14 protein-coding genes are annotated in these 20257 nt (G+C 64.8%); 5 read left to right on the forward strand and 9 right to left on the reverse strand.

Translation table 11 applies throughout. The features are described from left to right. Positions 1-4: 4 nt before the first annotated feature. A complete protein-coding gene (locus ACNQPB_RS01900) occupies positions 5-1519 on the reverse strand; it encodes an FAD-dependent oxidoreductase (protein WP_498748636.1) in 1515 nt (504 codons plus the stop codon). A 258-nt stretch (positions 1520-1777) separates the two neighbouring features. On the opposite strand from ACNQPB_RS01900, the gene ACNQPB_RS01905 reads away from it, so the two are divergent. Next, positions 1778-2587 (forward strand): MBL fold metallo-hydrolase, encoded by an 810-nt coding sequence (locus tag ACNQPB_RS01905; protein WP_498748638.1) that lies wholly within the window; start codon positions 1778-1780, stop codon positions 2585-2587. Positions 2588-2606: 19 nt separating this feature from the next. Here ACNQPB_RS01905 and ACNQPB_RS01910 read toward each other — a convergent pair whose 3' ends face one another. Next, complete coding sequence (locus tag ACNQPB_RS01910) at positions 2607-4073, reverse strand: APC family permease (RefSeq protein ID WP_498748640.1); 1467 nt, start codon at positions 4071-4073, stop codon at positions 2607-2609. A 310-nt stretch (positions 4074-4383) separates the two neighbouring features. On the opposite strand from ACNQPB_RS01910, the gene ACNQPB_RS01915 reads away from it, so the two are divergent. Continuing rightward, positions 4384-5586 (forward strand): MinD/ParA family ATP-binding protein, encoded by a 1203-nt coding sequence (locus ACNQPB_RS01915; RefSeq protein WP_498748641.1) that lies wholly within the window; start codon positions 4384-4386, stop codon positions 5584-5586. Here ACNQPB_RS01915 and ACNQPB_RS01920 read toward each other — a convergent pair whose 3' ends face one another. Together ACNQPB_RS01920 and ACNQPB_RS01925 are read right to left on the reverse strand one after the other, a co-directional pair. Next, on the reverse strand, positions 5587-7038 hold the full coding sequence (locus ACNQPB_RS01920; RefSeq protein ID WP_498748643.1) for a glycerophosphodiester phosphodiesterase: 1452 nt from the start codon (positions 7036-7038) through the stop codon (positions 5587-5589). It abuts the gene before it with no gap. Between the two features lie 36 nt (positions 7039-7074). Beyond that, positions 7075-9657: a PKD domain-containing protein gene (locus ACNQPB_RS01925; protein ID WP_498748645.1), complete on the reverse strand. Its 2583-nt coding sequence runs from the start codon at positions 9655-9657 to the stop codon at positions 7075-7077. A 163-nt stretch (positions 9658-9820) separates the two neighbouring features. Here ACNQPB_RS01925 and ACNQPB_RS01930 point away from each other — a divergent pair, with 163 nt between their 5' ends. Continuing rightward, positions 9821-10966: a glycosyltransferase family 4 protein gene (locus tag ACNQPB_RS01930; protein WP_498748646.1), complete on the forward strand. Its 1146-nt coding sequence runs from the start codon at positions 9821-9823 to the stop codon at positions 10964-10966. A gap of 31 nt (positions 10967-10997) precedes the next feature. Here the strand turns inward: ACNQPB_RS01930 and ACNQPB_RS01935 are convergent, their stop codons facing one another. Genes ACNQPB_RS01935 through ACNQPB_RS01945 form a run of 3 tightly spaced genes read right to left on the reverse strand, consistent with a single transcriptional unit; the run spans position 10998 to position 15213 of the window. Next, a complete protein-coding gene (locus ACNQPB_RS01935; RefSeq protein WP_498748648.1) occupies positions 10998-12326 on the reverse strand; it encodes a lipopolysaccharide biosynthesis protein in 1329 nt (442 codons plus the stop codon). A 17-nt stretch (positions 12327-12343) separates the two neighbouring features. After that, positions 12344-13696 (reverse strand): O-antigen ligase family protein, encoded by a 1353-nt coding sequence (locus ACNQPB_RS01940; RefSeq protein WP_498748649.1) that lies wholly within the window; start codon positions 13694-13696, stop codon positions 12344-12346. Then, positions 13693-15213: a tyrosine-protein kinase domain-containing protein gene (locus ACNQPB_RS01945; RefSeq protein ID WP_498748651.1), complete on the reverse strand. Its 1521-nt coding sequence runs from the start codon at positions 15211-15213 to the stop codon at positions 13693-13695. The genes ACNQPB_RS01940 and ACNQPB_RS01945 overlap by 4 nt, the downstream gene beginning before the upstream one ends. 64 nt (positions 15214-15277) lie before the next feature. Between ACNQPB_RS01945 and ACNQPB_RS01950 the strand changes: the two genes are divergently transcribed. Continuing rightward, on the forward strand, positions 15278-15925 hold the full coding sequence (locus ACNQPB_RS01950; protein ID WP_498748652.1) for an arsenate reductase/protein-tyrosine-phosphatase family protein: 648 nt from the start codon (positions 15278-15280) through the stop codon (positions 15923-15925). Positions 15926-16010: 85 nt separating this feature from the next. After that, complete coding sequence (locus ACNQPB_RS01955; protein WP_498748653.1) at positions 16011-17240, forward strand: MFS transporter; 1230 nt, start codon at positions 16011-16013, stop codon at positions 17238-17240. On the opposite strand, the gene ACNQPB_RS01960 is transcribed toward ACNQPB_RS01955, so the two are convergent. Together ACNQPB_RS01960 and ACNQPB_RS01965 are read right to left on the reverse strand one after the other, a co-directional pair. Then, on the reverse strand, positions 17237-19255 hold the full coding sequence (locus ACNQPB_RS01960; RefSeq protein ID WP_498748655.1) for an acyltransferase family protein: 2019 nt from the start codon (positions 19253-19255) through the stop codon (positions 17237-17239). The two genes, ACNQPB_RS01955 and ACNQPB_RS01960, sit on opposite strands and share 4 nt — an antisense overlap. Positions 19256-19317: 62 nt before the next feature. Further along, positions 19318-20247 carry a phosphatase PAP2 family protein gene (locus tag ACNQPB_RS01965; protein WP_498748657.1) on the reverse strand — a complete coding sequence of 310 codons (930 nt, stop codon included), beginning with the start codon at positions 20245-20247 and terminating at the stop codon, positions 19318-19320. Positions 20248-20257 lie beyond the last annotated feature (10 nt).

Below are 20257 nucleotides of genomic sequence, written 5' to 3' on the forward strand. Positions count from 1 at the left end.
GTTCCTACTGCAGCTTGAGCAGGTTGTGGGTCGCTGGGCCCTCCAGGAGCTTGCCTTCGGCGGAATAACGGGAACCGTGCAGCGGGCAATCCCAGGACTGTTCGGCGTCGTTCCAGTGCACAATTCCGCCGAGGTGGGCACAGTGCGCTGACAGCCGGCACACCAGGCCGTCCACGGTGCAGACGGCCGCGGGCTTGCCGTGGAAGAGCCCGGTGACCCCGGTGCCTTCCGCGGGGCGGGTTTCCTCGGTGACCGGTGGCTTGTCTTTCAGGGCCGCATTGTCCCGGGCGTTCTGCAGCTGGGTGTCCAGGTTGAAGGACACAGTCGACGCTGCACCCCGGGGGCCGGTGGTCCGCCTGTGGATGGTGCGTGCCCAGGAGGGCTGGGGGCTGCCTGTGATCTCGGAGACGATGTCCAGGGCCGAGGCCACGCCGTTGGTCATGCCCCATTTGTTGTAGCCGGTGCCGAAGAGTATCTTGCCGCGCCCCCGGGGCAGCTTGCCGAAGAACGGCATGAGGTTGACCGCCTGGTAATCCTGGGCGGACCACGTGTGCGTGACCTCGGCGCCGGGATAGTGCCCCTGCGCCCAGGCTAAGAGCTGCTCGAGGTTGGCCTTGGGTGACGGCGCCCGCCCGCCCGGGTGCCCGTAGCCGCCCACCAGCAGCAGACGGCCGTCGGAAGCCCCGCCGTCGCCGTGTCCGGGGTAGTCCCGGATCGAACGGGTGGGAGGCTCGGCGGACAGGTACATTCCCGGCGGCGGGCTGATGCCCTCCGGCAGCCGCAGCGCCGCAGCGTAGGAGCGGTTGGGCCGGAGCTTGGCAAAGTAGAGTCCGCGGTTCAGCACCGGAGAGCCGGTGGCCAGGACCACGGTCTTGGCCCGGATGTCGCCGCGCCGTGTGATCACTGTGAGGGGATCGCCCGTGTGGACGTTCATGAGCCGCGCACCTTCGACGATCGTTCCGCCGGCTTCCCGGACATCCGCAGCGAGGGCGTTCAGCACTTCCATCGGGTTGAACTGCGCCTGGCGTGGAAGGCGCAGGGCGCTTTCGACGTCGAAGGGAAGCCCCGTTTCGCGGGTCGGCTCGACTTCCAGGCCGGCTGCGAGGGACACCTCCAGTTCGGTGCGGAGCTTCTCGGCGCCGGCTGCGGTGGTGGCGAAGGTGTAGGCGTCGCGGTACTGGAACGGCACGCCGCGGCCCTCAAGGTAGCCCAGCAGCCACTCCTGAGCGGCCCGGTTCGCCTCCACGTAGGCGTGGACCTGCCGGATGGAAAACATGCTGCGCAGCCCGGACAGCACTGTGCCCTGCAGCAGGCTCAGCTTTGCGGTGGTGTTCCCCGTGGCCGCGGCGCCGATCCGGCGCCCTTCAAGCACTAGGACGGCATGGCCCGCCCGGGCAAGCATGACGGCGGTTGCCAGGCCGGTGATCCCGGCGCCGGCGACGACGACGTCGTAGCTGCGGCCGGGTTCGAACGGATCGGTGGGGACTCTCCCGGCGGTTTCCAACCACAAAGAGCTCATGACCGTGCCCCTTCCTGCGGCCGGTCCGGAGCAACAACGCCGGAGGTGGCACGTCGGCGGCCGGCACATCTTCAGGGAAGCAGAAGGCGGGGTCCAAAACAAGGGTGCAGGGCCGCCGTCGGGAGCTGCCCGGGAAACCGTCCGGGGAAACCGGCAGACCGCCCCTTGACGCGGGGCAATCCTCCCCGTTCCGCCGCCGTCGCGTGGGTAGAATCGAGGCCTGGACACCGCCGGAACGCATCTGGATACGGAGACGAAATGTCAGCTTGGCTCGAAGTAGGCCCGGACAACTACGTGCTGGAAACCCCTGGGCGATTGCTGAACACGGGCCTCGTGGTGGGCCAGGAGCGCGCCATGGTGATCGATACCGGCAGCGGTCCGAGGCAGGGCCGCGAGATCCTGGCCGCCGTCCGCGAAAAGACGCAACTGCCGCTGGTGGTGGTCAATACCCACGCCCACTACGACCACTACTTCGGCAACGCGGTGTTCGCCGACGACGGCGCCACAGAGTTCTGGGCGCACGTCAACTGTGCCGCGACGATCGACGACGACGCCGACCACCAGCGCCGCCTGGTGGCGGACATCGAGCCGGAAATGGCAGCCGGAAGCGGCGAAGCCGTGGAGATCGTCATCCCGAACGCCATCGTCAAGGACCAGCCTGTGCTGGTGGACCTCGGCGGACTGACGGTGACCCTCTTCTACCTGGGCCGTGGTCACACCGACGGGGATCTCCTGGCGGGCACCACGACCACCCTTTTTGTCGGCGACCTGGTGGAGCAGGGCGCCCACCCTTCCTTCGAGGATTCCTACCCGGAAGAGTGGGCGGATGCCCTGCGGCACATCTCGGCCCTGCGCCACCGCTACGAGTTCCTGATCCCGGGTCACGGGAAGCCCTGCAGCGACCAGTTCGTCAAGACCCTCGCCGACACCATGACGACCGCGGTGCGACAGGCCAGGCAGTCCATCCGCGACATGCCCACGGACGCCACCAAGGCGATCCCGGTGCTGCCGTACGGTCCGGAGCAGTCGCGCTGGTTCATCAAGCGGCTCCAGGAAACTCAGCCCTAGGGCGCTGACTGTTGAACCGCTAACTGTTGAACCGCTCCAGGTCGCGGCTCAGCCCTTCATAAACCTCCGGACGCAGGGACTTCAACCATGCCGCGGTGGCCACGCCCAGGATCACCGCGAGGGGCAGCAGCCAGGGCAATGCACCGATCACCGGGTTGTCCGAACCGGCCAGCGCCGGGAAATTCGCGACGGCCAGCCCCACGATCAGGGCCAGGCCCAGGGCGCCCAGGCCCGGGGCGGCGAGCGTCCGCCAGAGCCGCGGGTCCCGCTGGCGCCGGAAGTGCACGACGACGGCGACCGCTGCCATGAGCTGCAGGCTCAGGATGCCGAGCGTTCCGAAACCCGTCATGGACGCGGTGAGTGCCGTGATGGGGTCGAGCCCCGCCACCCAGAAGATGAAGGCGATGCCCGTGCCGAAGACCAGCTGGGCCACGCTGGCGTTCTGCGGGGCGCCGCTGCCCGGGCGGGTACGGCCCAGCGCGGGCGGAAGGACGCCGACGCGGCCGAACGCGTAGATGTACCGGGACGCGGAATTGTGAAGGGCCAGCAGCGCAGCGAAAAGGGACACGAGCAGCAGCACCATCATGGCTTTGGTGAGGAAATCGCCAAGGTACTCGCTGGAAATCGCAAAGACGAGGTCCCCGGTGGCCAGGTGTTCCAAGGCCGTTCCCTGCGCCTGCTCCACGCCGAGGGCGCTGACGATCGCCCAGCTGGTGAATGCCGCGAAGGCGCCGATGAAGAGGATGGACAGGTACGTGGCCTTCGGGATGGTGCGGCGCGGATCCTTGGCTTCCTCGCCGAACAGGCCTGTGGCTTCAAAACCCACAAAGCAGTTGGCAGCGAAGAGCAGCCCAAGGCCGAGGGAGCCGGAGAACACAAATCCGGGCGAGAACGCTGCGGGTGCGAAGCCATGGCGGAAAAGCACCGAGAAATCCAGGACCAGCAGGATCGACACCTCCAGTACCAGGCAGACCCCGAGCACCTTGGCGCTGACGTCGATGCCGCGGCGGCTGAGCAGGAAGACGGCGGCAACGGAGACCAGGCTCCACACGAACCAGGGAAGGTCCAGCCCGGTGAGATCCTTGACGACTGTGGCGGTGAAGAAACCGGAGGTTCCGACGGCTCCGGCAACGAAGCAGTTGTAGCCGAGCATGGCGATGAAGCCTGCGGCGAGCCCCAAGTGCCGGCCCATGCCGCGGACAACGAAGGCGTAGAAGCCGCCGGCGCTGACCAGCGTGCGTGCCATCTGGGCGTATCCGACCGCGAAGAGCAGCAGGATGGCGGTCGCGATCAGGAAGGAACCCGGCATGCCGCCGCCGTTGCCCACGGCAACGCCGATGGCAGCGATCACGATGATGCCGGTCAGCGGCGCCACCGCGGCGAGGACGAGGAACACGATGCCGCCCACTCCGAGCGCATCGCGCCGCAGCTCCTGCCGCGGGGCCGTCAAGGGGGGCTGTCCAAGGGACTGTGGTGAAGGTCTCATGCAGGGAGTATGGTCCCCGGGAACGCGCCGCGACTTGTTCCTGCGCGTGTTCGCGTTGTCATCCAGTGCAGGGTGCGCTGGCCCCCGAAGTCCGACTTGACCTGCAGGTTTGTCAGCGGGCGTTTAGACTTAGCGTTTGATGCATTTCAATCGAGCTCCGCAGCACCAACCGTTGCGGGTCCGGGGGGACGACACCATGGCGGATTCCGTGCAGAACGATACCGACCCAGCTACTGCTACCGAAGGGCAGCAAGAGTTCCGCAGTCGCCGCGATCGCCGGCGTGCCGAGGACGATGCCCGGACAGGAACCATGCCTATCGTCCCCGCAAACACGCCGGAACCGGAAACCGCCTCCGGCGGTCTCATCCAGAGCAGTTCCTGGGCCGCGGCCGCCGCTGCCGCAGATGCCACGGAGGCCGGGTCCGCCGTCGCTGATTCCCTTCTCGTGGAAGCCGAGGAAACCGCCGCGTGGGAAAGCCTTGCACCCGCGACGGGTGCCGCCGTCGACGACGGCACGGTCACGGACGCGGTCCCTGGCACCGGGCGCCCGGAGGCCCAGCGCGCGGCCCTGCGGTCGGCGCCGATGCCGGACTTCACCAGCTCCCCGGGTTCTTTCGTGAAGGAACAGAAGCCGCGGCCGATCGGCGGTTTCCGCGGAGCGCTCTACCGCCTCACGGGCGGGGCCTGGAACTTGGGCCCCAGCGCCCGGCAGCGCCAGGAAGACGAACTGGCGCGCCGGATTTCACGGCAGTTGCAGGGCAGCTTCAACACCGCGATCCTCAGCCTCAAGGGCGGCATCGGCAAGACCTCCACCACCGTGGGCGTCGGCCTGACCCTGGCCGAATACCGCGGGGACCCGCCGTGCGCGATCGACGCCAACCCGGACTCCGGCGACCTCGTCGAACGGGCCCTTGGCGAAGGCATCTACCAGCGTTCCACGCCCCGCACCATCACCGATCTGCTGGGCAACCTCGGGGGAATCGACTCCCTGACGGCGCTGTCCCGCTACATGCACCATGCCGGCCGCCTCCACCTGATCGCGGGGGAGCAGGACCCCGAAGTTTCGGACTCTCTCACCGCCGAGGAATACCTGAAGATCCGCCAGCTGATTTCCAGCTACTACTCCGTGGCCCTCACGGACTGCGGCACCGGCGTCACCCACAACGCGATGTCGGGGATCCTGCAGTCCGCGGACAACCTCATCATCGCCGCCGGGTACGCGGTCAGCGGCGCCAAGCGCGCCCGCAGCACCCTGCACTGGCTCGCCAGCCACGGCTATGAGGAGCTGGCCCGCAACGCGATCGTGGTCATCACGGACAAGGACGAGGTCTCGTCCCGCGTGGACAAGAGCGCCATCGAGGAGCACCTTTCCGGGATCTGCCGCCAGTTGATTGCCGTGCCGCATGACAGGGGAGTGGCCGACGGCGACCTCGTCACCTTGGATGTGCTGCGGCCCGAAACGCGCCGTGCGTACAAGGAGATCGCCGCCGCGATCGTCGACGGTTATGTTTGATCAGGCTGGGGCAACGGACAGGGATCGGAAGTCGGCTGAAATGGCGGCTGCATGACTCTTGTAGAGTGAAAAATAGCCACCGCGGTACGTCTTGTCCTCCGCTTCTGCTGCCAGCTCCTGCCCGTCCAGGCGCGAAATGCGGACGATTGACGGAGTGACCTGCGCACGGAACCTCATCCACTTGCCCGGGATGGGAGGAGGCGTTGCCACAGACGCGAGCTGCACGGGATCCGCCCGGCCTGGTTCCTGCCGATAGAGTTCGAGGTCGCCCTTCGCGTTCAGGGAAAGGAAATACCCTCCCACCGGAACCTTGTTCCATGGCCGGAAAGGCTGATCGTCAGGCTGCCCGAATGCAAGCCCGGCCTCCCACTTCGGTACAGGTTTTCCATCCGTGCCGCCGGGGAACTGGATCTCGAAAGTCAATGTGTAGGCATCCCCCTCGATGGGGCACATGGATCCCATGACATAGCTGCGGCTGCCTTCGCCTCGGATGCTGCACGAAGAGGTGCCGGGCCGCAGCAGGGGCTGGCTCTCCCACTCGTGATTCCACGGCAGGTCACCAGGGGCCCGCAACCCTGTGGCAAAGCTGTCGTGGCTGCTTTGGGCGTTCCCGGTGGTCACATACGGCAGATTTGAGCACATTATGCCCTGCACCCCGAGCGCCTCCAAGCGTGCGCGCATCCAGCGGGTGTGGACTTCCCAGCAGATGACGGGTTTCCCGTACGAAAGCAACCGGCGTATGTCTTCATCGGAGGCATCGTGATAAATGCCCAGCAAGTCGAACTGTTGAACCTGCTCATCTAGTTGCTTGCCTGAACCGTCCTCGAAGTATCCCCAGCTCTTGTAGCCGTGTTCGCGAACGGCGGCAGGCAGGGGCATGCCGCCTGGCTGCTTCCACACAAAGTGTTCGGTTGCGTCAGGGTAGCTGTTCAGCAGGTCCAGAACGGGAGCGGTATTCGTTCCTTGTTTGTCTTCGATAAAGATCACCCGCCCGGCAGCGTGGGTGTCCAGGACGTCCTTGACTTTGGGAACAGGCTCCAAGGGAGAAGCCGGTCCCAGCCACTCCCGGGCGTCATTCTTGAGTGTGGCAAGTTCCGCGAAGCTGTGCTCGGCGATATTCCAGTCCCGCCCCGTCAGTTTTTTGGTATTGGTGAGGTGGTGGCACACCAGCACGCCATCCGACGTGCTGCTGAGCGAAACTTCGATTGCTTTCGCCCCGCGGGCGGCTGCCCGGGAATACGCGTAGGCAGTGTGCTCGGGCCAGTTGTCGCCTGACCCCCTGTGGGCAATGAAGAAGGGCTTGCCGGAAAGGAAGTTCTGGAGCGGAGAGTTCCTCTGATCAGGCGACAGCTTGGCGGAACAGGAGGTCAGGACTGTGGCGCCCGCTGCAAGTACAAGGAGTTCCCTACGGGAAAGACCGCGCGACCATAACCCATCGCCGCTAGGAGTCACGTCATGCATCCTCATAGGCGGCCAGCTCCCTGTATGCTAATTCGTCGTCTGGGCCAGCAGGTCGTTGTATCGTACCGCCACGGGCAGGTTGGTGGCACTACCTGACAGGTAGGTGCTGAACCCGATTGCTCCACCTCCTTGAAGGGCTGCAGTCGAATCCTGCGCCGTAACCTGCCATGCGGCCGGTTCGGTAGTTCCCACCTTCCAGAGCTTGGCACTCACGGTCGTCGGGGACTGGCCCGTAACCCTCAGCCGCAGCTGCAGCTCGTCACCGGGTACGTAGGTCAACCCTGGATTGGCCGTGCCCAGTACCGTTTCACCCCCGGAGACCCGTTCCGTTTGCAGTGTCACAGCCCCCGAGGCCGCGATGGAAATCTTTGCGCGATAGTCGCCGGATGCTCCACGGTCCCGGCCAACGATGCTCAAGAAGGAGCCGCCGCCATTCGTCACCTTGTCCATGGAAACCTTCACCCACAGATCGGTGTCGTTGGAGGAAACGGAGTTGAGGTAGGCGGTTCCGGAAGAGGCACCATTCGAATGGGTGACATTGCCCTTTCCTCCGCTGACGGACAAGGATGTTCCGCTGGATCCCCATGTGGTCCAGGCGCCGCCGACTTCAGCGGTGCCGAAGCCGTTGGCAACAGTCCGTTCGAAGGCGTCCCGGGCCAGCACGAGCGGAACAAATCCGCCGCTCGTGATGGTGACTTGCTTGGAGGTTGTACCTGTTGCTCCGCCATTGTCGGTAACCGTCAAAATGATGGTGTAGGTGCCCTCTGCCGCGTAGGTGTGAGAGGTAGACACTCCGGTACCCGATGTGCCATCCCCGAAGTTCCACGCGTAGGAACTGATAGTGCCGTCGGTGTCGGAGGAAGCGGAACCGTTCACCGAGACAGTCAAGCCATTGGCGGTTGCGGTGAAGGATGCCGTTGGAGGAGCGTTCGACGTCGGCGTACCGGACACGGTGATCGTCGCCGTCGCGGATGCTGCCTGCCGGCCAAAGGGGTCCGTGGCGATGATCTGGTAGGTGGGCTGCGAACCTGGCGCCAGGCCTGTCTCCGTGAAGCTCAGGCTCGGCCGCTGCCAGAATGTGGATTCACGCGAAAAGGTGGTGACCGTGACCGAACCATTGCGCACAACGCGGTAGCTCAGGTTCTTGTTGTCCATGTCGTAATTCGCCAGCCAATTGACCCGCACTGTCCCGCTGGACGGCGATTGCAGCGTGGGAACCCACGATCCGCCCGAGACAACCGGACCCTGGAGGTTCGGTGCTATGTCCTTGACGGCAAGGCGCACCAGGCCCTGTTGCGGCACACCGTTGACGGTGGGGAACTCGCCGCCCAGCACAACGTACTGCGAATTACCCGTGACGGCCCAGGCTGCCTGGTACTGGCCGGTGAAGCTTCCCGCGGTAAGGGTCGGGAACCAATTCTGCAGCGTGGGCGACGGGTAGCCCTGGAAGTTGGCGTAGCCCAGCGGGTCCTTCGTGATGGTGCCCGTGGCCTGCCGGCTGAACGCCGTGGCGTAGTGGTAGGTCCAAGGGTTGGTCTGGGGGAACCCGCCGATGTTGCCGCAATAATGTGCGTGGCTCACCACGTAGACCACCGGGCCGATGGGAACCACCCCATAGCTGTCTCCATGGCAATCTTCGAGCCAGTTGATCTTTCCATCGCTCCAAGCCGCGGAAAAGGCTCCCTCGAAATTGGCGCCATAGCCATATGCGTAGCCCACACCGTAGACGTAGTCGCTGTCGCCGGACAGGGAAAGGATGGCGCCATTTGACGTCGCATCCCGGACAATCGAGTTCACGGCGAACGGATAATTGGTCCGGCCCGTTGTGGGATCGACCGAGGCCAAGCCATAGCCGGGAAGGTTGGAGCCGTTCATGCTCGTGAAGTTGCCGCCCACGACCACCCGGCTGCCGTCCGGCGACAGGGCGAGGGCGATGACGTCTCCGCCGGCAGTGCCGGGGTTCCAGCTATGGGTGCTGCCGTCCGCGGCACTCACTGCTCCGGCCTTGGCGCGGGTGGCGGAGTTGACTGCGGTGAACCAGCCGCCAAGGTAGACCACATTTGCGTTTGCCGCTATGGCACTTACCCGGGAGTCCACGTATGGCCTGAAGCTGGTGATCATTTTTCCCTGATTCGGCTGTCCCACCGCGTTGATGGCCGCAACGCGGTAGGCGGTGGCCCCGTCCACTGTGGTGAAGTCACCACCCACATAGATGCGTGTTCCGTCCGGAGACGCAGTGATGGTGACTGCTTGGGCGTTCAGGCTGGGCGCCCAGTCCGTGATCAAGGCGCCTGTGCTGAGGCGGTAGGCGAGAACGTAGTTTCGTGGGGTGGTGTTGACCCCGGGAGCCGCCCCGGCAGGCCTCGCTTTTCTGAAGTTGCCGGCCGCGTAGACAATGTCGCCAACCACCACCTGCTTCCAGACGACGCCGTCTATCTGGACAGTCGGCAATCCGTCCGCCGTCACCGTGGGTGGAGTCGCGGGGCCGGGGTTTACCGGGGCAGAGTCAGCTTGGGTGGGAGCTGCCATGAGCAGCGCTCCGGCGAGGACCAAGGATAAGGAAATGAGCAACGCAAAGAGTCGACGCAACAGGCTCCGGTCAGTATCCATTTTTGGCCCCCCTTGGGCCGCAGGAGCTGAGCCTCCGCGTTCAACTGTTTCGATCGTAACGACCGGCCAGCACGGTTATTTTTACTGTACCTACAGTCGCCGGAATAATCACCACCCGCCTCAGGTAGAATGCCTTCCACGCCCCACAGATTCCGAGGTTGACGTGGCCCCTCTTGTTGCGCTCGTGGCACACCCCAGCGCGGATCTGTATGGTTCGGACCGGGTTCTCATTGAAAGCGTCGAAGGACTCGTTTCCGATGGCGCAGAGGTGGTGGTTACGCTGCCCTCGGACGGTCCCTTGGCCGCGAAGCTGACTGCATGTGGCGCTTCGGTGCGTCTGTGCCCCACCCCTGTTCTGCGGAAGAGCATGCTCTCGCCGCGCGGGATCGGGAGGCTTGTTTGGGCCAGCCTCCGGGGGCTGGTTGCGTCGCACCGGCTCGTCTCTGCCGTCAGGCCTGATGTCATTTACGTCAACACCGTCACCATACCTTTGTGGAACCTGGTGGGATTCATCAGGGGCATCCCGGTCCTGGTGCACGTCCATGAAGCGGAAGGCTCGGCCTCGTTGGTGATGCGTCGGCTCCTCGCGCTTCCCCTTCTGCTGGCCGGCTCCGTCGTCGCCAACAGCAAGTACAGTTCGGCTGTACTGGAGAGTGCATTCGCCCGGCTGAAGTCAAAGACCACTGTAATCTACAACGGAGTGGGCGGTCCCGCGGAAGTCCAAGGGCCGCGCGACGCCTTGGACGGCGCGGTGCGCCTCCTCTTTGTCGGCCGATTGTCTCCCCGCAAGGGTGCCGACGTGGTGGTCGAATCACTTGGCGTCCTCCGTGAGAGGGGAGTCGCCGCGGAACTGGACGTGGTCGGAGCGGTGTTCCCCGGATACGAGTGGTACGAGGAGGAGTTGCGGGATCTCGTCCGAACCAGGCAGCTGGAGTCGCAGGTGAGGTTTCATGGCTTCCAGCCGACGGTGTGGAATTTCCTGGCCGACGCGGACGTGGCAGTGGTCCCGTCAAGGTTGGACGAGCCGTTCGGGAACACGGTCATCGAGGCGCTCCTGGCGGCAAGGCCGGTTGTGGTCAGCGAGACGTCCGGCTTGTTGGAGGCCGGCGGGGGATACTCCTCTGTCCGGTTCGTCGAGCCCGGCAGCGCCGCAGCGATAGCCGATGCCGTGCAGGCTGTTGCAGGCGACTGGAGCAATGTCCGCGCCGCGGCCCTGGAGGATGCGCCAATAGCCGCCGAGCGCCATGGCATCATCCAGTACCGGACGCGCATGACGCATGAGATTCAGATCGCGGCACGCAAGGCCTGATTACCGCCGTCGGGCAGCCCAAGCAGCCGGGCTATTCTTCGGACCGCGCAGGCTCCTCCGCAGTCTGCTCCTGGCGCCGTTTTCCGAGATCCCGCCCGACGTACCAAAGGTAGGGGAGCACTTGGCAGAGCAGGACGGCGATGGCCGAACCCAGCACCGGACCGCCGGCGCCAACGACCCCGATGAGGCTCCATGACAGCCCGAGGCTGACGGGGACCATGGTCAATATTGGGACAACCTGGAAGCGCAGGCCCCGGGCGTCGGTCATGTACATGCCCAACGGGTACTTGGCGGCCTCCACCGCAACAAAGGCCACGAAGCCCGCCAAGAGCCAGGGATCGAGGTGGATCTTCCCTTTGGAAACCAGGACCTCCAGCCAAGGTGAGGCCAAGGCCATGACCGCCCCGAGGAAAAGTCCACCGGCCAGGAACCACAACGCGGGCATCCGCGGCGAAACGATCCTCAACTCGGACCGCGCCTTGGCGTACCAAGGCCACAGGGCAACTCCGGACGCAGCGATGGTCTGCAGTATCAGTCCGAAAAGCTGGGCAGCGAGGTTGTACCTTGCCAGTTCGTCCCCATGGGTCAACTGACTGAGCAGGAGCCGGTCTGTCTGCAAGGTAAGCGGCATGACGATGGACGAAACCAGCACAGGCCATGTAAGGCTCATGACGGGGACGCCCGGGTACCGGCGGAAGCGGGGGATCCGGGCAAAAGCAAGGCCCATTTGGGGTTTGATTGCCTTGGCCGCGATAACGAGGCAGATTACAGAGACCATGGAGTTGGCCACTATGGAGAAAACCGCCAGGAAAGTGCCCGCCGGAATCGCGAGTGCCACGACCGTGAGGATGGTTATCAGCATGAAGGGTGCCACCACGGTCTGGGCGGCGACCTGGGCAGTGGTCCGGCCCAGCCCCACCACAATGCGTTGTCCTACGGTCAACGGAAGCACGCAGCCGAAAATGGCCAGGCACAGCACGGCGGCGACGCTGCCCCCTTCGGGGAGTAGCCCGCGGCCAAGAAGCGTAGGCCACAGCCCCAGGACGTAAATGGCGACGGACAACCCAATGATGACCAATCCGGAAACCGCGAGGATGCGGAAGGCGGTAACGATGGTGCGCAGGACGAAGTCGTCGGTGCTGGGTGATTTGGATTCGGCCAAGGAATTGACGACGACGGCGGCGATGCCCAGGTCGGCGAACGGCAACAGGGTGGGAAGCGTGGCCAGAAGGCCGTACTGGCCGTATGCCTCCACGCCATAATGCTCGATGATGAGCCGGCTCGTGACGATGCCAAGAATGCCGGACAACCCCATGACCACGATCTTCGCGACGGCGGGCCCCCCGACGGTGGTCAGCATGCTGCCCCGCCGGAGTCTTAGGCGGCCCGCCACCTGATCCTACCCTCGGATTCCCTGCGGGCGGTTTCGAAGTCCTGCTCGTGCCGCCCGGGTTTTCGCAGCAAGGCAACGCCGAGGGCCATCAGGAGAGTGGGCGCTGAGCTGTAGAGCGGGCTGAAAAACAAGTTCCATAGAGTCAGCGTGATGACAAAAAGTTCGAGGCCGGAACCGTTTCGGTGGGCAACCATCGTTATCAGCACCCGAACAAGGAGTGCGAGGATCGCCAAGCCAACAACCAGGCCCGGGATGCCGAAGAATGCCCAGAGATCGGACAACACGGAGTGCAGTTCGATCTTGTCGCCGAACATGTAGTGCTCGACGTAGCCATTGTTGGGGTCGTAATTGATATTCGCCATGCCGGTCTTCGCGACCAGGATGTCGGACGGCGTGGCAATTACACCGGTTCCGAAACCCATGGGACGGTCCTCGAGGAGGGCAAGCGAAGCCGTCAGCTCTGGCCGGCCTCCCACCAGAAGTGAACCGGAAGTCCGGATCTGTTCCAGGGAACGCGCCTGGGAATGGGCTCCAAGGTATCCGTCCACAACAAGGAAAGCCGCAACGTTGTAGGTCAGGACTGCAACGGCTGCCAGCGCCAACAAGGTCTTGTAGATGGCGTTCTTGCGGCTGCTCGGGAGATATTGCCACAGCAGGAGAATGGCTGTCATTGCAAGGATTGCGAACATTGAGCGCGAATCATTGAGCGCCGAGTACGCCCCGAGGGCCATGAGGACAAGGATCTCCATGAAGCGGCTCTGCAGATGGCGCGTCAATGCGAGCGCAATGACGGTGACGGGGACCGAGTAGGCGTATTTCCATGGGTTGGTGGCCAGACGAAGATCTCCCAGATATATCGTGGCCACGAGACCGACGCCGAAGAGCAAGGCAATGAGGTGCAGCGGAAGCACTTGGCGTGCCCACAGAACGGTTCCGACGCCCGCCATGACACCCAGGACCATGATCGAGTCCGCGATCAGGTTCTTGCTGCTGATGACGTGGTCGATTGACGAGGACGCGGTGAGCCACAAGCCGGAAACCACAGCCATCCCGCCTGCGAGGAGAACGAGCACGGCACCCCGGTAATGCCGCAGCGCGGGGAGCCAAAGCGGAATGAGGATGAAAGAGATCAGGTAGCCCGGAGTCACCCCTTGGCCGAGGTTGAACCGAATGCCCAGCAGCGGCATGGCGATGATGAGCGTCGTCACCGCCAGCGCATGGTCTGAGCGTCGATCTTCCGGCCGCACGATCGGGACGGCACCCGATTTGCGGCTGAGGGACTGGGCGTCGATTGGCGGCGGGCCAAGCTCTGCGGCGAAATCATGCCGCGGAGTCATGGCCTGGACGACTTGCCGGCGCGCCTGGGAACCCCGCTGTTGATCACCGGGAAGCCGTCCGTTGCGGGGTATCCGCCGGACACGGAACCGCTCCTGCTGCGCATGCCGGCCCGCGCCTTCCGGATCCTCTTTCCGACGCGGGCCAATGCAGCCTGGAACCTCTCCCACGGGGTCCCGGGCACAGCCCTTCCATAGCTGTATTCGGCATCCCTGTTCCGTTGGGTGACCCTGTTCAAGACAACACCGACGGCGCGGGCCTTGACGGCTTCAAGGGCTAGCAGTGAGCTGCGGAGCTGCTGGCGTCGCGTCACTTTGAACCGGACCACCACCAGCGCTCCGTCGGTGATCCGGGAAAGGGCCAAGGAATCGGTGACAGGCAGCAGCGGTGGCGAGTCCACGATCACCAAGTCGTAGGATCGCGTTATCTTGACCATGAGGTCGGCCATGGCATTACTGTTCACGATCTGGCTGGGGTTCGGTGGAAGGGAGCCCGCGGGCAGGACGTGGATGTGGTTCCAGGGCTCTACGGCTTCTTCCAAGGAGACTTGGCCCGCAAGGACGGAAGTGAGCCCGACCGCTCCCTCGATGCCGCAGTACTTGGCGATGCTCGGCCTGCGCAGATCGGCGTCGACGATCAGTACCCGCGGAGTCAGCTCCCCGGCTGCGAGCGCGAGGCTGATGGCCGTCGTCGTCTTTCCTTCTCCCGGCATGGACGACGTGACTGTGAGGGAACTGATTTTGGTATCCGGGTCCAGGAATTCAATATTTGTCGCGAGGCGCCGGTACGCCTCTGCGATTGGCTCGGCAAGCGATGTTCCGGGCCGGCCGGCTCCCGGGCTTGTTCCGGCTTGCCGCCCGATCACGCCAAGCACGGGAATGTCGCCGGTCCGCTGCAGTTCGTGTTCGGTGCGGATACGGGTGTCCATGACGGCCCGGAGCAGAACGAAGGCGTAGCCAAGCACCAGCCCGATCCCGGCGCCGCTGATAAGCAACAGCGGCGTATTCGGTGCGGACCTTGTGAGAGGAGGAATGGCCCGGGCGACGCTCTTCAATTCCACCACCGGGAGATTGGAGTCGCTTCGCGGCGACAGGCGCTGGACCGCGGTGGTCAGCTCATCCGAGATGGCGTTGGCTATGTCTGCAGCTGTCCGGGGCGAGCTGTCGGTGACCGTGATCTCGATGATGAAGGTGTTCAGCGGGGTCTCCGCCGTAATCGATTTCGCAAGGTTGGTGGCCGTGGTAGCCAAACCCAGGCGCTCGATGACGGGGTCCAGCACGATCGGCATGGTAGCCAGCTGGCTGTAGGACTGAACGATGTTCTGCGTAAACGTGGAACCTTGGACAAGCTCGGCGGAGGTCTCGCCCCGTTGGGCTGAGACGAAGACGCTGCTTGTGCTCTGGAAGGTTTCAGGTGTGAAGCGCGCGACCGTGAACCCAAGCACCGTTCCGATGAGGCCGATAGCAACTACCGTGCCCCAGTGCTTGCGTAGAGTGGTCAGGAACTCTATGGGTGTCACCGTGCCCCCCGGCCGTCAAGGAATATAGCATACTATCCAGCAGCAGCAGCCCCCTTGACAAGAAGTGGACTTCGAATCTTTGAGCAGAGTTCTCATAGTCTGTACCGCCAATGTTTGCCGGTCTCCCTATGCAGCCGCCATCATTGAATCCGCACTCTCTTCCGAAGCGGCGCCAGGCCATATCCGAGCGGTCACAGCGGGAACAAGGGCTGCCGTCGGGGCAGGGATTTGCGCCGAAGTCTCGTCTCTCCTGGGCCGGGAGGAACTGCCTGTCGATGCGGCGGTTCACCGCCCGTCCCAGGTTGATCGATCCATTATCGAATCGGCTGACCTGATCCTGGCGATGGAGTTGTCCCAGCGCTCGTATCTGGCGACGATCTCCCCGGCGGCGCGTAGACGGACCTTTACCCTGCTGGAAGCCCTGGCCCTGGCCTCCCACCTCGGGCCTGCGTCGGAACGGGGGACGCCCGGAGCATCCCCGGAGGAACGGTTCCATGACTTCGTGGCTGCACTCAATTCCTTGCGGGGGCGCGTCGGACCTGCCGTGCCGGCACGTTTGCCGCTGTGGAAAGGAACAGTCCGCGCCCCTTTGGATCCCCTTGACATACCCGATGGCCACACTTCAACCAGGCGCAGGCACCGGCTTGTGCTGCAGCAGGTAGGAGACGCTGCTGCCGGGTTCGCAGACGTTCTGCGGCCGTTCTGCCAGTGACCACCCGGCCGCGAAGCCGGCGCCCAACGCCGGCGGTCCGGTTCCCGGGGCGTGCGGTCTCCGGCGTCGTCCTAGGATGGAGGGAATGAGCACCACCAGGACCTCCCCCCAGTTTTCCCTGCGCAGCATCGCCCTTCCCGCCTTCGGACCTACCGTGCTGTTCTGCCTCGGCGAGGGCGCGGTGCTGCCGGTGGTGGCCCTGTCCGCCCGTGAGCTTGGCGCCTCGGCAGCCCTCTCGGCTCTGCTGGTCACGCTGATCGGTGTGGGTTCCTGGCTGTTCAACATCCCGGCGTCGCTCATCACCATCCGCTTCGGGGAGCGCTGGGCCATCACCGGGGCCGGCACCATCGGAGCGCTGGCGCTCGTGGTGGCGGCGCTCGCCCCTGGGCTGCCGCAGGGGCTGTGGCTGCTGGCCGTGGCCATGACCATCGTCGGAATGGCCACCAGCGTCTTCAACCTGGCCCGGCAGAAGTACCTCACTGAAGCGGTCCCGGTGCAATTCCGGGCCCGGGCATTGTCCACACTGGGCGGGAGCACACGGATCGGGGTGTTCATCGGCCCCTTCGTCGGGGCTGGGGTCATGCAGTTCCTCGGCATCGCCGGAGCCTACTGGGTGGGGGCCGTCGCCATGGCGGCCGCCGCAGGCCTGTCGCTCACCATTCCGGACCTTGTTGCGCACCATTCGGGAACGTCCGACGGCGGGAAAGGTGCGAAGGGACCGGAGCCCACTTTGCGTAGCATCGCGTCCGCCCATGCCCCGGTGCTTTTCGCGGTGGGCAGCGGCGTCCTGCTGCTGGCCGCCCTGCGGGCTTCGAGGCAGGTGGTCATCCCGTTGTGGGCGGACCATCTGGGCCTGGACGCCACCCATGCCTCGCTGATCTATGGCGTTTCAGGTGCCATCGACATGCTGGTGTTCTATCCGGCCGGCAAGCTCATGGACCGCAAGGGCCGCCTGTGGGTAGCCCTGCCCTCCACCCTGATCATGGGCGTCTCATTGTTCCTGATCCCCTTGTCCACCGGATTCGTCGGCCTGCTGCTGGCGGCCATGCTGATCGGTTTCGGCAACGGCATCAGCTCCGGGCTCGTCATGACGCTGGGCGCCGATTTCTCGCCGGAACGCGGCCGGGGCCAGTTCCTGGGCCTGTGGCGGTTCATTGCCGACGCCGGAAGCACCGGCGGGCCGATGCTGCTGTCCGCGATGACGGCCGCGGTTTCACTGGCCGCCGGGATCTGGTCCTGCGGCGTGCTGGGCCTTGCCGCAGTGGCAGTGTTCGCCGTCGCCCTCCCCAAACTGAAGCACCGCCGGAACTACTAGGCGCGCGGCCTGGCTCCCGCTGACCGCGTGGTGCCGGTGGAATCCAAGGTCTTGGCAATGAAGCTCCGGACTTCGTCTTCCTGGGACGCCGCCCAAGCCTGGGACAGATGGCTGCTGTCGGTGAACACCGGGATGCCGTTGTCGGAGATGATGCAGCTCCGGGCGGTGCAGAGGTGATCATCGAAAGTCAGGACGTGACTGAGTTTCAGCTCTTTCTGGACGGACCGTTCAGCGTCCCGGAGGGGCGCGATGGCCGAGACGGCATCGTCGCGTTTCGGAGTACACCGTTCTTCGGAGCCACCGGGGCGAGTGACGCATATACCCGCGTCTCCACCCGGCCGGGGGGTGTCTTCGATGACCGCGGGCACTGCGCCGGCCGCACGGGCTGTTTCCACGAGCGAGTCGAAGCCGGCCCTCCACAGGGCGGTCTGAGCGTCCCGGGAGGCAACTCCGCCCGAGCTGTCCAGGATTTGGCCCAGATAGCTGTTGGAATTCGCGGTCACCAGGACTGCGGGCCGGAGTTCCCTGATGAGGGCGGCAGTCTGCTCGTGGAACAGATCGCATTTGGTGTTGGCCACGCTGTGTGCCAGGACCTTCACATCCGCGGCAGGGCATGCATCAAGGGAACGGATCACCAGTCCGAAGCCTTCCTCGGTGGCGACTTTGGACATGGTGGGAACCCATTGCGCGGCATGGGAATCGCCGACAATCATGACAGTTGTGGCGGCATCCGTGGGCCCCGAAACGCAGTAGCTGATCCCCGACTCCGAGGTTTGACGCCCGGGGCAGGATTGAGGCGGTCCCTGTTCACGGACGGCGAGCCATGCACGGTTCTGCGCTGTGTCTGACGCAACCGCGCCGCCTGCATAGACACCGCCGGCGACTGCCATGCAGACGGCGAAGGCCCCGGCCATCGCGAGGTAAGTGGCGCCGGTCCGCTTGCGGAAGCCCTTCCATTCCCGCACAGGGGTCTCAACCCAACGGAACGTGTAGTGGGCCAGTCCCAATGCCAGTACCGAGGCAGCAAGTGCCAGCCAGACCGACTGCGCGCCGAAAACCACGGACGCCAGCACCACGGCAGGCCAATGCCAGAGATACCACGAATACGAGCGCTCGCCGGTCCAGACCATCGGCGTGGAGCCGAGCAAAGCGGATATCGGGTTGCCCGTTGAACCTCCGAGAATCACCAGCAGCGTTCCCGCCACAGGGATGGTCGCCACTACGCCCGGGAAGACCTGGCCGGCTCCGATGAACAGAAAGCCGGCGGCGATGGTTGCCAAGCCGGTTGCCGCGGTGATTGCGGCGGCAGCCCGCGGCAACCTCACCTTGCCGATGATGATGGCCAGGATTCCTCCCGCCGCGAATTCCCAAACCCGGGTAGGGATGGTGTAAAAAGCCCAGAATGGATGCCCAGGGGTCAAAATGATCGAGGCGCCCAAGGAAACCAGCAGGCAAAATCCCAAGGTCCAGAGGATGGCCACGGACATGCGCCGGCGCTGCCGCCGAACGATAATCCCGATAAGGACCAGAAGCAGCGGGAAGGCAATGTAGAACTGTTCTTCGACGCCTAATGACCACGTGTGCAGAAAAGGGCTTTGTTGAACTTCGTGCCCGAAGTAGTCTGCCGCCTGGACGGCAAACACGAGGTTGGAGATGGACAGGATTGCCGCCCCTGCCTGCCAGGCGATTTCCTTGAGTTCAAGCGGCGAGAAGGCCAGTGAGCTTGCAATGCACGTGGCCAGCGCGACCACGGCCAAGGCGGGGAAGAGCCGGCGCAGGCGCCTGGCCCAGAACGACGACAGGTTGATGCGTCCGGTGTTTTTCAGCTCCCGTGCCAATTGCCCGGTAATGAGGAAACCGGATATGACGAAAAAGACATCGACGCCTGTAAATCCTCCGGGAATCCACGGGACGCCCGCATGAATCAGGACAACGCCGAGGATCGCAATCGTCCTGAGGCCGGCTATGTCGCCGCGAAAATGGGCACTGCGAAGGGCATTCGGCGAAGAGGGCATGCTTGACTATAACCCGCGGAAATTACCCGCCGGTTTCCACGGCTTTCATTACTTATGTGTGGCTACCGCTGCCGGGCGGCCCGGCCGAACAGCCACGTGGCTGCCACCGTTCCGAGGTATCCAGTGATGACAATCAGCGAGACGCCGGCCCAGAAGTAGTTCGTGGTGCTCTCCGCCTGGGACAGGCCGGGAATGCCCAACCCCGCAGGTGCGATCCTGAGAAGGGCATAGGCGGCCACACCCGTGGAGAGCAGCCCGGCGGCCACCGAGAGGATCAGCCAGAGCCGGGACGACGCCCAGTGTTCCCCGTGCCCGCCCCACACGTTCCAGCGGTTGCCGGTCCGCATCACCAGCCAGCCTGCGGGCAGCATCACGGCGCCGGTCACCAGGAAGGCCGCGACGACGTCAGCCGGCCGGTGCCATTGGTTGATTAACGTGGACACACCGGCGGCCACGGCGAAAGTGCCGCCCAGGAAGCCTGCCAGCGGCCGCCAGCGCGGTGACGCCACCAGGAACACTGCCGCGGCGGCCGAGGCAGCCAGTGTTGTGTGCCCGGAAGGCAGGGAATTCAGTTCGAGGGTCTGGACGCCCGTATACGGCCGGTCCGGGAACCAGTCCTTGAGCAGCTGGGTGGCAAGGTTCGCAAGGGCACAGGCCGCCACGGCAATTCCCGCAGCCTTCCAGCGCCGGCGGGCCAAGGTGACGAACAGGACCACGACGGCGGCAAGGGCCACCGAGATACCCGGCAGCAGGTCGAGGAAACGCGTCGCGGCCCTGCCGGCAGGGCCGTGCAGTTCCCCGGCCTCGACGAGGGCGGATTCGTCGATGTACTGGCCGGTGGTGGTCTGGACGAAGAAGTAGTAGCTGGCGGCGATTCCGACGATGCAGGCCAAGGCAGCCAGTACGAAGAGCAGGCCGCTGCCCTTGGCGGCGGGGCGCCCGCCGACTTCCCGCTGCACGGTCCGGAGGCCGTTGTCTCTTCGAAAAACCATCCCTTTCAGG

The organism is Curtobacterium sp. LFS079 (genome assembly GCF_047977865.1).
Classification (GTDB): Bacteria; Actinomycetota; Actinomycetes; order Actinomycetales; family Micrococcaceae; genus Arthrobacter.